Genomic DNA, 12,587 nt, shown 5'->3' with positions numbered 1-12,587 from the left:
CTTAGGACTGAATGAAAAAGGCGGCGCAATGCGCCGCCTTTTTTATGTCTGATGATCGGGTTTGGGGAGATGCCGACCAACGGCCCCTAAATCCAGCCCGCAAGGTTTTCGCGAATCACGTTGGACAGCGCGGCGATATGCGCGTCATCATCATTGAGGCAGGGGATATAGGTGAACTGCTCGCCGCCCGCTTCCTCGAAGCTTTCAAAAATCTCTTCGTTGATCTCTTCCAGCGTCTCGATGCAATCCGCAGAGAAGGCAGGCGCGCAAACGGCGATGTTCTTTTTGCCCTGCTCGGCCAGACGCGCCACTTCTTCCACCGTATAGGGTTGCAGCCACTCTTCGGGGCCGAATTTTGACTGGAAGGTTGTCTTGATCTCGGTATCGTCCCAGCCAAGGCGTTCTTTCAACAGGCGCGTCGTTTTCTGGCATTGGCAGTGATAGGGATCGCCCTCCATCAAATACCGTTTCGGCACACCATGGTAGGAACAGACCAGAATATCGGGCCGAGTCTCAAGCTCGGCGTATTTTGCCTCGATGCTTTTGGCGAGCGCGTCGATATAGTCGGGGCGGTCGAAATAGGGCTGGACCGTGCGGCTGGCCGGTTGCCACTTCTCTTTGCCGAGTGCTTCGAAGAACTTGTCACAGGCCGTCGCCGACGTGGCGCCTGCGTAATGCGGGTAAAGCGGGAAGAACAGGATCTTCTGGCAGCCCGCTTTGACAAGTTTCTCGACCTTGCTTTGCGTCGAGGGGTTGCCATAGCGCATACAGAAATCAACCATGACATCGTCGCCATAGGTCTTTTGCATCTCAGCCGCGATCTTGACCGTCTGCGCCTTGGTGATGGTCATCAGCGGGCTTTCGTTTTCCGCCTCGTTCCAGATAGACTTATATGCCGCACCAGAGGTAAAGGGCCGTTTGGTCAGGATGATCAGTTGCAGCAGCGGCTGCCACAGCCACGGCGAATAATCGATCACGCGGCGGTCTGACAGGAACTCGCCCAGATAGCGGCGCATGGACCAGTAGTCGTAATTGTCAGGCGTGCCGAGGTTGCCGACCAGCACGCCCACTTTCGGGCGCGGGACAGGCGGGTGATCTGCATCAGCGTGTACCGGGCATTTGGCTGTGTTATCCAAGTGAGCATCTTTCATAGCAAAATCCTGCAAAATGTGGGCCATGAAATAGGCAGATTCCGCGTCGCGTCAATCACGCAGCGGTTTTTCCGGCGTGCCAAGCGCATCTGCCAGCCGTTTTTGTGCTGATCCGGGCCGCAAAGGTTGCGGTTGCGATGCGTCCGGGGCCCAACCTGTCAGGACCTGAAGCTCGAAACTGGCCTGCAAGCGGCCCGAGGGTGCGGCAAAGTGCCGTGCATAGAGGTTTTGTGCATGTTCAAACACGGCACGGCGGGTCGGGCGGCGTAATCTGGCGGTCAGCGCGTTGGTTTCACCCATCGCACGCAGGTCGCGCATCAGGTGCCAGATGTCGCGGTACTCCACCGTCAAAGTTGCCGTATCCGCCACGGGCAGCGCAAAGCCTGCGCGTTGCAGCAATCCACCCAGATCGCGCAGTTCGGGCATGGGGGCGATGCGGGGAGACAGGCCGCCCGTCACGGCAATCTCGGCCTCGCCCAGCACGCGGCGCAGCTCTTGCAGTGTGTCGCCGCCAAAGCTGGCGGCGATAAAAAGCCCGTCAGGACACAGCGCACGGCGGCATTGGATCAGCTGGCCTACGGGGTCATTCGCCCAATGAAGGCTCATCGCGTGCAGGATCAGGTCATGGGACGCGGGCGTCAGGTCCAGTGTTTCCTTATCGGAAACAATCTTTGCCGTGCCAAAATGCGCGCCCCAGAAATCCGGGAAACCCGTGACCACGGCTGCCGATGTAAACGACTTATTAACCATATCCAGACGATCCTGAAACTCGTCTTGCGCAGCGGCGTGCAAAAACAATCCGTCTGCGGTGGCGGTGGCGCGGGATCGGTTGCGGTGCAGGGCAGGGGTGTCTGTCATTGATGTGGTCATAGGGGGGTACATAGGCTGGTGTTGGCGCGACTTCAAACCGCTGTCTCTCTGATCTATCCGCCGCGCTGCATCACCTGCGGTGATTTGGTCGAAACGGACTTTGGTCTGTGTGGCACCTGTTGGCGCGAGACAGAGTTTCTGGGCGGCGTCATGTGCGATTCTTGCGGTGTGCCGTTGACCCCTGGTGGCGGGGGCGAGTCCCATCATTGCGATACCTGTATGCAGGTCCCTCCGCCTTGGGTACAGGGACGGTCGGCGCTGATGTACGAGGGGACCGGCCGCAAACTTGTGCTGTCGTTCAAACATGGCGACAGGCAGGAAATAGCGGGATCTGCTGGCCTGTGGATGGCCAATATGATGCGCAGAAACGTGCCCGAAGACACGCTTGTCGTGCCTGTCCCGCTGCATTGGTCACGCTTGCTAAAACGACGCTACAACCAGTCTGCTTTGCTGGCGCGGTCTGTGGCGCGGCGGTTGGGTCTGGACTGGTGCCCCGATGCGCTGATGCGTCGCAAGAAGACCGCTTCGTTAGAGGGGCTGAACCGTGAGGCCCGATTTGCGATGCTGGAAAATGCGATCCAGCCGCATCCGAAACGGGGGGCAAAGCTGAAAGACAAACCTGTGTTATTGATCGACGATGTGATGACCTCGGGGGCGACGTTGGAGGCCTGTACAAACACCTGTCTTGCGGCAGGATCGGGCCCTGTTCGCATCCTGACCCTAGCAAGAGTGGGCAAAGACGCCTAAATCCTTTTACAACACATGTTGAAAAGGAGCCTGCAATGCAGCTTGTCGAAATCTATACCTCTCCGCTTTGTGGCTTTTGCCACGCCGCCAAACGACTGTTGAACGAAAAGGGCGTTAGCTTTTCCGAAGTGGACGTGCTGGCCAACCCCGACCGCAAGCCCGAGATGATCGAGCGTGCCAACGGCGGGCGTACAGTGCCGCAGATATTTGTTGGCGAAACGCATGTCGGCGGCTGTGACGATCTCTATGCGCTGGAGCGTGCGGGCAAGCTTGACGCGCTGTTGGCTGCGTGAAGGCCGCGATCCTCCAACTGAGTGTAAGCGATGATCCCGCAGCAAACCTGCGGGACACGCGGCGCATTTTGGAGGAGGCCGCGGCCAGCGGTGCCGAATTCATCGCCACACCAGAAGTGACGAACTGCATCTCGACCAGCCGCGACCATCAGCGCAGCGTGCTGCACCTTGAGGGTGATGACCCGACTCTCGCCGCACTGCAAAGCGATGCGGCGCGGCTGGGTGTCTGGGTTCTGATCGGATCGCTTGGTCTCAGGACCGAGGACGCGGACGGGCGTTTCGCCAACCGCTCGTTTCTGATTGATCCCGCAGGCACGATCACGGCGCGATACGATAAAATCCACATGTTCGACGTGCAGGTGACGCCCACCGAGACATGGAAAGAATCAGCCGCCTACCGTCCAGGGGGCAAGGCCGTGGTTGCCGATACGCCTTTTGGCCGTATCGGGATGAGCATTTGCTACGATGTCCGCTTTCCCGCGCTCTATCAGGCGCTGGCGGGTGCGGGCGCGGATATCCTGACTGTGCCTGCTGCGTTCTCGCCTGTGACGGGGGCTGCGCATTGGCACACACTGCTGCGTGCCCGCGCGATCGAGACGGGGTGCTTTGTCATCGCGCCCGCGCAAACAGGCACCCACGCCAGCACGACCCATAAAACCCGCGATACCTACGGTCATTCGCTGGTGATCGCCCCTTGGGGCGAGGTGATTCTGGACGCAGGCACGCAGGCTGGCGTATATGGTTTCGAATTGGACCTGACACAGATCCGGACCGCCCGCGCCAAAGTACCTAGTATGACCCATAAACGTAACTTCACCGGCCCCTGAAAATGAACGATTCCTCCAACACTCTTGCGATCCTGCTGTTCAGTGAGATTCTGGGCACCGACCAGATGTTGCGCAGTCGTCTGGGCAAGGTCTTGCCCAAGGGCATGGAGCTTTCGCATTTTTCGATGCTCAATCATCTCGCGTGGCGTGATGTCGAACGAACGCCTGCACAATTGGCCGAGACGTTTCATGTGACCCGTGGTGCGATGACAAACACATTGGCCAAGCTGGAGTGGGCGGGCTACATCCACATCCGCCCCGATTGGGACGATGCACGCCGCAAGATGGTCACGATCAGCCCCGCAGGCCGCCGCGCCCACGAAGCAGCGCTGAGCGCGATTGCCCCGATGATCACCAAAGTGGTCGAAGATATGGGCGAGGACAAAGCAAAAGCCGCCCTGCCCATCCTGCGCGAACTGCGCAAGCAACTCAGCTAGGTTTCAGGCTCGCCGTGACGTAGTTCACGCTCAGGTCTTTTGCTGACAGGCTCCAGCTCCACAGCAGCGGGTTGAACACGAATCCCTTGCGGTCCACTGGGTTCAGGCCCGCTTCTTCGAGAAGTTTATACAGCTCGTCAGGTGTGATGAATTTGGACCATTCATGCGTGCCTTTGGGCAGCCAGCGCATGATGTGTTCGGCCCCGATGATCGCCACGACATAGGATTTTGGATTGCGGTTCAGGGTTGAGCAGATGTGCAGCCCCCCCGGCTTCAGCAATTCGCGGCACGCCGTAAGATAGCTGATGGGCGAGGCGACGTGTTCGACCACTTCCATGTTCAGCACCACGTCGAATTGTTCGCCCGCGGCGGCCATATCCTCGGCGGTGGTGTGGCGGTAGTCGATGTTTAGCCCCGATTGCTCGGCGTGGATTTGCGCCACGGGAATGTTGCCCGCCGCCGCATCGGCGCCGACCACAGTTGCCCCAAGCCGCGCCATGGGTTCCGACAGCAGCCCGCCGCCGCAGCCGATATCGAGAATTCGCAAACCCTCAAATGGCGCAGGCGCGGTCAGGTCGCGGTCGAATTCGCCAGCGATTTGCGTCGTGATATAATCCAGACGGCAGGGGTTAAGCATGTGCAGCGGTTTGAATTTCCCTTCGGTATCCCACCACTCGGCGGCCATCGCCTCGAATTTCGCGACTTCTGCGTCGTCGACAGTGCTTTGATGCGCTTGCATATTTATGCTCCTCGTATTCAATGGTGCCTCGTACTATATAGGGCAAGTAATGGATAAGACCCCTGATCAAAAGCGCGCAGTGCAATATCTGTACCCTCCGCTGGACCCGTTCGACCGGCAGATGCTGGCCGTGGGGCAGGGGCACGTGGTATATGTAGAGCAATGCGGCAACCCGAACGGTATCCCTGTTGTTGTGTTGCACGGCGGCCCGGGTGGCGGGTGCAGCCCGTCCATGCGGCGCTATTTCGACCCTGCCAAATACCGTATCGTGCTGTTTGACCAGCGCGGCTGTGGCCGCTCGACCCCGCATGCGTCCTGTACCGACAACACCACATGGCATCTGGTCGCCGATATCGAGCTGATCCGCGAGACGCTCGGTATCGCGCAATGGGCTGTCTTTGGCGGCAGCTGGGGCGCGACGCTGTCGCTGATCTATGCCCAGACGCATCCCGCAGCGGTCAGCCATCTGATTCTGCGCGGCGTCTTTTTGATGACGCAGGTTGAGCTTGATTGGTTCTATGGCGGCGGTGCTGGTAAATTCTGGCCCGAGGTCTGGGAGAAATTCACCGCGATTGTCCCCGAAGACGAGCGCGGCGATTACATCAAAGCCTATCACCGCCGCCTGTTCTCGGATGATCTGTCCCAGCAAACCCGCTATGCCCGTGCATGGTCGGGGTGGGAGAACGCTCTGGCGTCAATCTTGTCCGCTGGTCAGATGATCGAGGGACCGGGCGAATATGCGCGTGCCTTTGCGCGGCTCGAGAATCACTATTTCATCAACAACGGTTTTCTGGAGTATGACGGCCAGATTTTGGCGCAGATGGACCGTATCGCGCATATCCCCGGTGTGATTGTGCAGGGCCGTTACGATATGATCTGCCCGCCGCAAAGCGCCTATTCCATCGCCCGCGCATGGCCCAAGGCCGAGCTGAAGATGGTCCGCAATGCAGGCCACGCCCTGTCAGAGCCGGGGATCAGCGCCGAGCTGGTCCGCGCCATGGACAGGATCGCAGCGCAATGACGCGCCGACCCCTTGATAGACGTGCGCTGTTTGCCAGCGGTGCGGCGGCGGCATTGCTGGCTGCAACGGGGGTAAGTGCGGGGCCGCTGCCCATGCGCGGCGGCAAGCTGCGGCTGGCGCTGTCGGGCGCTGCGCGTAGCGATGGCTGGATGCGCGGTGACGGCCTGTTTATGCAGGTTGCCCGTTTGGGTCTGGTTTACGAAACTCTGACCGAGATTGCCGCCGATGGCACCCTGCGCGGCGAATTGGCGACAGAATGGACCCGCAGCGATGATGCACGCATCTGGACGTTCAAACTGCGCCAAGGTGTGGTTTTCCACGATGGCGCACCGCTGAAAGCGGCGGATGTTGCGCATAGCCTGCGGGCGCTGGGCGATGTGCGCCCTGTGACAGATAGCGACGTCCGTATTACTTTGCCGCGCCCCGATCCTGCGCTGCCCTTTTTGCTGAGCGGTCTTGCCCACATTATCCGCCCTGCCCACGCGCCTGACGCAGGCATTGGCACTGGTCTTTATGCTGTGCGCCACTTTGCTGCGGGCCAGCAGTTGTTGGCGACCCGTGTGGCGGAGCATTGGAAAGACGGACAGGCGGGATGGTTTGACGAGGTTGAGCTGGTGTCGATCCCGTCTGATCCTGTGCGCGCCCAAGCGGTGGCCGAATATCTGGTCGATGGTGCGGATATTGCCGATGCCTCCCCGCTCAGCGGGTTTAACGATATTGCTGTGTGGGATGGTCACGCTGTGGCGACCAGTGTGGCGATGCCTATGGCGCTGGGCCGCGGTGTGTTCGACGACCTGCGTGCACCGCAGCGGTGGTGGGGGGCTTGAAGTTCTGCCGCACCCCGCGTATATGGCAATCAACAGCGCGGTGCTTGGGTCCAAACCAAGCCACCCACCGAAATCATGTTACGGGCCGTGCGCCCGTTTTTTTGTGCCCAAAGGCCAAGTGAGATAATGAACAACGACCTGATTGCAAAAGCCGCGATGGACCGCCGACTGGCCGAGATCATCACCCCCGTCATCGAAGACATGGGGTATGAATTGGTGCGCGTGCGCCTGATGTCTGGCAAGAACGCGATCCTGCAAGTGATGGCCGACAAGCCCGAGGGCGGCATTGAAGTAGACGACTGCGCCAAGATCAGCACAGCCGTCGGCGCCGTTCTGGATGTTGAGGATCCGATCACCGATGAATACGCGCTTGAGGTCAGCAGCCCGGGCATTGACCGCCCGCTGACGCGTCTCAAGGATTTTGAGAACTTCGAAGGCTATGAGGCCAAGCTGGAAACCGATGATCTGATCGACGGCCGACGCCGTTTCAAGGGTGAGTTGGCAGGCGTTGAAGGCAACGAAGTGCTGATCAACATCGAAGAAGGCACCGTGGGCCTACAGTTCGAATGGCTAAGTGATGCCAAGCTGGTCCTGACCGACGAGCTGATCAAAGAAATGCTGCGCCAGCGCAAAGCGTCCGGCGTAATCGACGAAAGTAAATTTGACGAAGTGTCGGACGAGACCGACGAGGGAGAGAACTAATGGCCATTACATCCGCAAACCAGCTGGAACTGTTGCAAACTGCCGAAGCTGTTGCCCGTGAAAAGATGATCGACCCAGCGCTGGTGATCGAAGCGATGGAAGAATCGCTCGCGCGGGCGGCCAAATCGCGTTACGGCGCGGAAATGGACATCCGTGTGAGCATCGACCGCAAGACAGGTCGCGCCACCTTTACCCGCGTGCGCACAGTCGTCGCCGAGGAAGAGCTGGAAAACTATCAGGCCGAATTCACGGTTGAGCAGGCCAAACAATACATGGCTGATCCCGAGGTCGGGCAGACCTTTGTCGAAGAAGTTCCGCCTGTTGAAATGGGCCGCATCGCTGCGCAATCGGCCAAGCAGGTCATCCTGCAAAAGGTCCGCGAAGCTGAGCGTGACCGCCAGTTCGAAGAATTCAAAGACCGCGCAGGCACGATCATCAACGGTCTGGTCAAGCGCGAAGAGTACGGCAACGTCATCGTTGATGTGGGCGCTGGCGAAGCGATCCTGCGCCGCAACGAAAAGATCGGCCGCGAATCCTATCGCCCCAACGACCGCATCCGCGTCTACATCAAGGACGTGCGCCGCGAGCAGCGCGGACCGCAGATTTTCCTGTCCCGCACAGCGCCCGAATTCATGGCCGAGCTGTTCAAGATGGAAGTCCCCGAAATCTATGACGGCATCATCGAGATCAAGGCCGTGGCCCGTGACCCCGGTTCGCGTGCAAAGATCGCTGTGATCTCCTATGACAACTCGATCGACCCTGTTGGTGCTTGCGTTGGTATGCGTGGCAGCCGCGTGCAGGCCGTCGTGAACGAGCTTCAAGGCGAAAAGATCGACATCATCCCGTGGAACGAAGACACGCCGACCTTCCTTGTGAACGCGCTTCAGCCTGCTGAAGTGTCCAAAGTTGTTCTGGACGAAGAAGCGGGCAAAATCGAAGTTGTCGTTCCCGAAGAGCAGCTGTCCCTTGCGATTGGTCGCCGTGGTCAGAACGTGCGCTTGGCCTCGCAGCTGACCGCGCTGGACATCGACATCATGACAGAAGAGCAGGAAAGCGAACGCCGTCAGGCCGAGTTCGAGCTGCGTACAAAACTGTTCATGGACAACCTTGATCTGGACGAATTCTTTGCCCAGCTTCTGGTGGCCGAAGGCTTCACCAACCTTGAAGAAGTGGCATACGTCGAAGTGGACGAACTGCTGGTCATCGACGGTGTGGATGAGGCGACAGCGGGCGAATTGCAGGCCCGTGCCCGCGACGTGCTGGAAGCGCAGAACAAGGCCGCATTGGACGCCGCACGTGCGCTGGGCGCCGAGGACAGCCTGATCGAATTCGACGGCCTGACGCCGCAGATGATCGAAGCGCTGGCCAAGGACGATGTCAAAACGCTGGAAGATTTCGCAACTTGCGCGGATTGGGAACTGGCTGGCGGCTGGACCACCGAAAACGGCGAGCGGATCAAAGACGACGGCACGCTGGAGCCGTTCGACATGACGCTGGAAGACGCGCAAAGCATGATCATGACCGCCCGCGTTCTGTTGGGCTGGGTTGATCCGGCCGAGCTGGACGCTGGTGCCGATGAAGACGACGTAGAAGAGGAGGCCGAGGCCTGATCTCGGGTCTTGGGGTAGGAGCCAGCATGGGACGCGGTGGCGCATCCAAAGACCGCGAAAGCGGCGCAGAGCGGAAGTGCATCGCCACAGGCGAAGTGCAGCCGAAATACCGTATGGTGCGCTTTGTGATTGGTCCTGACGGGCAGGTTGTTCCCGACATCTTGGGAAAACTGCCCGCGCGTGGTATATGGGTCACAGCGGACCGTGCCGCGCTTGAGGCGGCCGTGAAAAAAGGCGCTTTTGCGCGCAGTGCCAAACAACCTGCAAAGGTGCCGGACGATCTGGTGGCCGAGGTTGAGCGGCAGTTGGCGCGGCGCACGGTTGATCTGATCTCGATGCAGCGCAAGGCGGGCAAGGCCGTCGCGGGCTATGAGAAGGTGAAAACATGGCTGCAAACCGAAGAGGCGCTGGTATTGATCCAGGCTGTTGATGGTTCGGGTCGCGGCAAATCGAAACTAAGCACGCCGCATTACGGCCATTACATTGGTTGTTTGACGGCGGATGAACTTGGGTTGGCGTTTGGACGCCAAACTGTGATACATGGGGCGCTCGCCTCTGGTGGACTCACTCTGCGTGTTGTAGAGGAAGCCCATAGATTGAACGGCGTGCGCAAAAACGAGGCTGGTATCGACCAGCCGAAAGGATAGACGAGCTAGATGAGCGATAGTGACGGCAGAAAAACATTGGGCCTTGGTGGCTCACGTCCCAGCAACGTAAAGCAAAGCTTTAGCCATGGGCGGACGAAGAACGTCGTGGTGGAAACAAAGCGCAAGCGCGTGATTGTTCCCAAGCCAGGCGGACAAAAACCAACCGGCCCCGGTGCTGGTCCTGTAGGCGATCCCTCGCGACGCCCCGCAGGTATCACAGACTCCGAGATGGAGCGCCGCCTGAAGGCTGTGCAGGCCGCCAAAGCGCGTGAGGTCGAAGAGGCCGCAGCCCGCGAAGCGGAAGAAAAGGCCCGCGCAGAAGATCGCGAGCGTCGCCGCGCCGAGATCGAAGCGAAGGAAGCTGAAGACAGAGCCCGCGAAGAAAGCCTGAAGGCAAAAGCCGACGAGGAAGAGCGCGCCAAGCGTGACGCAGAGGCCGCCGCGCAAGCTGCTGCCGCGGCACCAGCCGCCACGCCTTCGGCCGCCCGCCCGACGCCGAACAAACCCGCCCCCGCCGCCACGCCCCGCAAGACCGAGCGTGACCGCGAGGAGACGAACAAAAAGAACCGTCAGGCCGACGATCGCCGCTCTGGCAAGTTGACAGTGAACCAGGCACTTCGTGGTGGCGAAGGCGGGCGTCAACGCTCGATGGCGCAGATGAAGCGCAAGCAAGACCGCGCCCGTGCCAAGGCGATGGGCGGCACAGTCGAGCGCGAAAAGATCATTCGTGACGTGCAACTGCCACCGGCAATTGTCGTGTCCGAACTGGCTGCGCGTATGGCTGAAAAGACAGGTGCCGTTGTTAAGGCGCTGATGCAGTCCGGCCTGATGGTCACGCAGAACGAAACGATTGATGCAGACACCGCAGAGCTGATCATCGAAGAGTTCGGCCACAAGGTTGTCCGCGTATCGGACGCCGACGTCGAAGACGTGATCAAGCTGGAAGAAGATGATGAAGGCGATCTGATCGGTCGTCCTCCGGTTATCACCATCATGGGCCACGTCGACCACGGCAAAACATCGTTGCTGGATGCGATCCGCAACGCCAAAGTTGTCGCAGGCGAAGCGGGCGGCATTACCCAGCACATCGGCGCCTATCAGGTGACCACCGATGGCGGTCAGGTGCTGTCGTTCCTCGATACCCCGGGTCACGCGGCCTTTACCTCCATGCGCTCACGCGGTGCGCAGGTAACGGACATCGTAGTTCTGGTTGTTGCGGCGGATGACGCTGTGATGCCCCAAACAATCGAGGCGATTGCCCACGCGAAAGCGGCCGAAGTGCCGATGATCGTCGCGATCAACAAGATCGACAAACCCGCCGCTGATGCGGACCGTGTGCGCGCAGCCTTGCTGCAGCATGAGGTCATCGTCGAGAAGATGTCGGGCGAAGTGCAAGACGTCGAAGTCTCGGCTGTAACAGGTCATGGTCTTGATGAATTGCTCGAAGCGATTGCCCTGCAATCCGAGATTTTGGAACTGAAAGCCAACCCAGATCGCGCCGCCGTTGGTGCCGTGATCGAGGCGCAGCTTGACGTGGGTCGTGGTCCTGTGGCGACTGTTCTGGTTCAGAACGGTACACTGCGTCAGGGCGACATCTTTGTTGTGGGTGAGCAGTACGGCAAGGTCCGTGCGCTGATCGACGACCAAGGCAACCGCGTCAAAGAAGCAGGCCCGTCGGTTCCCGTCGAGGTTCTTGGCCTTAACGGCACACCCGAAGCGGGTGACGTGTTGAACGTGACAGCAACCGAAGCGCAAGCCCGCGAGATTGCGGAATACCGTGCTAACGCAGCGAAAGACAAACGCGCTGCCGCTGGTGCGGCGACAACGCTAGATCAGCTGATGGCAAATGCCAAAGCAGACGAAAACGTGTCCGAGCTGCCTATTCTCGTAAAAGCGGACGTGCAGGGTTCTGCCGAAGCGATCGTGCAAGCGATGGAGAAAATCGGCAACGACGAAGTCCGCGTGCGGGTTCTGCACTCGGGTGTTGGTGCTATCACCGAAACAGACGTTGGTCTGGCCGAAGCGTCAGGTGCGCCGATCATGGGCTTTAACGTCCGTGCGAACGCCTCTGCCCGCAACACCGCCAACCAAAAGGGTGTCGAGATCCGCTATTACTCGGTCATCTACGATCTGGTGGACGATGTAAAAGCGGCGGCCTCGGGCTTGCTCAGCAACGAGATCAAAGAAAACTTCATCGGCTACGCGTCGATCAAAGAAGTGTTCAAGGTCACCGGCGTCGGCAAAGTCGCTGGTTGTCTGGTCACCGAAGGTGTGGCGCGCCGCTCTGCCGGTGTGCGTCTGCTGCGCGACAACGTGGTAATCCACGAAGGCACGTTGAAAACGCTCAAGCGTTTCAAGGACGAAGTGCCCGAAGTGCAGTCCGGTCAGGAATGTGGCATGGCGTTCGAAAACTACGAGGACATCCGCCCGAACGATGTGATCGAGATTTTCACCCGCGAAGAAGTGGAACGCTCGCTGTCGTAATACAGCCTGCAAGACATAGAAAAAGGGACGGTGCAAAACACCGTCCCTTTTTTCGTTCTGAAAGCTTGGTTATTTCTTTGTGATCGGCACACCGGAATAGACGGTGTTGTCTACTTGTACGGCGATCCGCCCGTCGGGCATTGCCCGAACGAATGTGCCCTGTACCGAGACGCAAGTGCCAAGTGTGATTGTGCGCAGCATGTTCATCCTCCCCAGAATTGCTATAGGTTTA

The 12,587-nt window shown here is 59.4% G+C and carries 14 protein-coding genes; 10 read left to right on the top strand and 4 right to left on the bottom strand.

The window, feature by feature from the left end; translation table 11 throughout:
* Positions 1 to 86 precede the first annotated feature (86 nt).
* A complete protein-coding gene (gene hemH, locus ABMC88_RS07600; protein ID WP_349576260.1) occupies positions 87 to 1,151 on the bottom strand; it encodes a ferrochelatase in 1,065 nt (354 codons plus the stop codon).
* Positions 1,152 to 1,202: 51 nt separating this feature from the next.
* Complete coding sequence (locus ABMC88_RS07595; protein ID WP_349576259.1) at positions 1,203 to 2,009, bottom strand: methyltransferase domain-containing protein; 807 nt, start codon at positions 2,007 to 2,009, stop codon at positions 1,203 to 1,205.
* A gap of 30 nt (positions 2,010 to 2,039) precedes the next feature.
* Between ABMC88_RS07595 and ABMC88_RS07590 the strand changes: the two genes are divergently transcribed.
* The 4 genes from ABMC88_RS07590 to ABMC88_RS07575 are packed head-to-tail and all read left to right on the top strand — an operon-like array spanning position 2,040 to position 4,325.
* On the top strand, positions 2,040 to 2,768 hold the full coding sequence (locus ABMC88_RS07590; RefSeq protein ID WP_349576258.1) for a double zinc ribbon domain-containing protein: 729 nt from the start codon (positions 2,040 to 2,042) through the stop codon (positions 2,766 to 2,768).
* A gap of 35 nt (positions 2,769 to 2,803) precedes the next feature.
* Positions 2,804 to 3,061, top strand: a complete 258-nt coding sequence (gene grxC, locus ABMC88_RS07585) for a glutaredoxin 3 (protein WP_349576257.1) — start codon at positions 2,804 to 2,806, stop codon at positions 3,059 to 3,061.
* Positions 3,058 to 3,888 carry a carbon-nitrogen hydrolase family protein gene (locus ABMC88_RS07580; RefSeq protein WP_349576256.1) on the top strand — a complete coding sequence of 277 codons (831 nt, stop codon included), beginning with the start codon at positions 3,058 to 3,060 and terminating at the stop codon, positions 3,886 to 3,888. Before grxC ends, ABMC88_RS07580 begins: the two co-directional genes overlap by 4 nt.
* A 2-nt stretch (positions 3,889 to 3,890) precedes the next feature.
* Complete coding sequence (locus ABMC88_RS07575) at positions 3,891 to 4,325, top strand: MarR family winged helix-turn-helix transcriptional regulator (RefSeq protein ID WP_349576255.1); 435 nt, start codon at positions 3,891 to 3,893, stop codon at positions 4,323 to 4,325.
* Here ABMC88_RS07575 and ubiG read toward each other — a convergent pair.
* Positions 4,318 to 5,064 (bottom strand): bifunctional 2-polyprenyl-6-hydroxyphenol methylase/3-demethylubiquinol 3-O-methyltransferase UbiG, encoded by a 747-nt coding sequence (ubiG, locus tag ABMC88_RS07570; RefSeq protein WP_349576254.1) that lies wholly within the window; start codon positions 5,062 to 5,064, stop codon positions 4,318 to 4,320. The genes ABMC88_RS07575 and ubiG overlap by 8 nt on opposite strands.
* Positions 5,065 to 5,113: 49 nt before the next feature.
* Between ubiG and pip the strand changes: the two genes are divergently transcribed.
* From pip to infB, 6 genes are all read left to right on the top strand, one after another.
* A complete protein-coding gene (pip, locus tag ABMC88_RS07565) occupies positions 5,114 to 6,085 on the top strand; it encodes a prolyl aminopeptidase (RefSeq protein WP_349576253.1) in 972 nt (323 codons plus the stop codon).
* Entirely contained in the window at positions 6,082 to 6,912 is an 831-nt protein-coding gene (locus ABMC88_RS07560) for an ABC transporter substrate-binding protein (protein ID WP_349576252.1), read from the top strand. The genes pip and ABMC88_RS07560 overlap by 4 nt, the downstream gene beginning before the upstream one ends.
* A gap of 126 nt (positions 6,913 to 7,038) precedes the next feature.
* The gene (rimP, locus tag ABMC88_RS07555) at positions 7,039 to 7,614 is read left to right on the top strand and encodes a ribosome maturation factor RimP (RefSeq protein WP_349576251.1); all 576 of its coding nucleotides are present in this window, start codon (positions 7,039 to 7,041) and stop codon (positions 7,612 to 7,614) included.
* Positions 7,614 to 9,224, top strand: coding sequence for a transcription termination factor NusA (nusA, locus tag ABMC88_RS07550; protein ID WP_349576250.1), 1,611 nt, complete (start codon positions 7,614 to 7,616; stop codon positions 9,222 to 9,224). Before rimP ends, nusA begins: the two co-directional genes overlap by 1 nt.
* A gap of 26 nt (positions 9,225 to 9,250) precedes the next feature.
* Positions 9,251 to 9,871 (top strand): RNA-binding protein, encoded by a 621-nt coding sequence (locus ABMC88_RS07545; RefSeq protein ID WP_349576249.1) that lies wholly within the window; start codon positions 9,251 to 9,253, stop codon positions 9,869 to 9,871.
* A gap of 9 nt (positions 9,872 to 9,880) precedes the next feature.
* On the top strand, positions 9,881 to 12,355 hold the full coding sequence (infB, locus tag ABMC88_RS07540) for a translation initiation factor IF-2 (RefSeq protein ID WP_349576248.1): 2,475 nt from the start codon (positions 9,881 to 9,883) through the stop codon (positions 12,353 to 12,355).
* A 69-nt stretch (positions 12,356 to 12,424) separates the two neighbouring features.
* Here infB and ABMC88_RS07535 read toward each other — a convergent pair whose 3' ends face one another.
* Positions 12,425 to 12,556: a hypothetical protein gene (locus ABMC88_RS07535; protein ID WP_349576247.1), complete on the bottom strand. Its 132-nt coding sequence runs from the start codon at positions 12,554 to 12,556 to the stop codon at positions 12,425 to 12,427.
* Positions 12,557 to 12,587 lie beyond the last annotated feature (31 nt).

Origin of the sequence: Sulfitobacter aquimarinus, assembly GCF_040149565.1 — a bacterium.
In the GTDB taxonomy this organism is placed as follows: Bacteria; Pseudomonadota; Alphaproteobacteria; order Rhodobacterales; family Rhodobacteraceae; genus Sulfitobacter; species Sulfitobacter aquimarinus.
The sequence above is the reverse complement of the archived record's forward strand: the minus strand, read 5'-3'. Positions and strand labels throughout refer to the sequence as shown.

Excerpts from the sequence above, each read along its gene's own strand:
- nusA (WP_349576250.1), top strand. The coding sequence starts at position 7,614 with ATGGCCATTACATCCGCAAACCAGCTGGAACTGTTGCAAACTGCCGAA.
- ubiG (WP_349576254.1), bottom strand. The coding sequence starts at position 5,064 with ATGCAAGCGCATCAAAGCACTGTCGACGACGCAGAAGTCGCGAAATTC.
- ABMC88_RS07575 (WP_349576255.1), top strand. The coding sequence starts at position 3,891 with ATGAACGATTCCTCCAACACTCTTGCGATCCTGCTGTTCAGTGAGATT.
- ABMC88_RS07595 (WP_349576259.1), bottom strand. The coding sequence starts at position 2,009 with ATGACAGACACCCCTGCCCTGCACCGCAACCGATCCCGCGCCACCGCC.
- ABMC88_RS07560 (WP_349576252.1), top strand. The coding sequence starts at position 6,082 with ATGACGCGCCGACCCCTTGATAGACGTGCGCTGTTTGCCAGCGGTGCG.
- ABMC88_RS07535 (WP_349576247.1), bottom strand. The coding sequence starts at position 12,556 with ATGCTGCGCACAATCACACTTGGCACTTGCGTCTCGGTACAGGGCACA.
- infB (WP_349576248.1), top strand. The coding sequence starts at position 9,881 with ATGAGCGATAGTGACGGCAGAAAAACATTGGGCCTTGGTGGCTCACGT.
- hemH (WP_349576260.1), bottom strand. The coding sequence starts at position 1,151 with ATGAAAGATGCTCACTTGGATAACACAGCCAAATGCCCGGTACACGCT.
- rimP (WP_349576251.1), top strand. The coding sequence starts at position 7,039 with ATGAACAACGACCTGATTGCAAAAGCCGCGATGGACCGCCGACTGGCC.
- grxC (WP_349576257.1), top strand. The coding sequence starts at position 2,804 with ATGCAGCTTGTCGAAATCTATACCTCTCCGCTTTGTGGCTTTTGCCAC.
- ABMC88_RS07545 (WP_349576249.1), top strand. The coding sequence starts at position 9,251 with ATGGGACGCGGTGGCGCATCCAAAGACCGCGAAAGCGGCGCAGAGCGG.
- pip (WP_349576253.1), top strand. The coding sequence starts at position 5,114 with ATGGATAAGACCCCTGATCAAAAGCGCGCAGTGCAATATCTGTACCCT.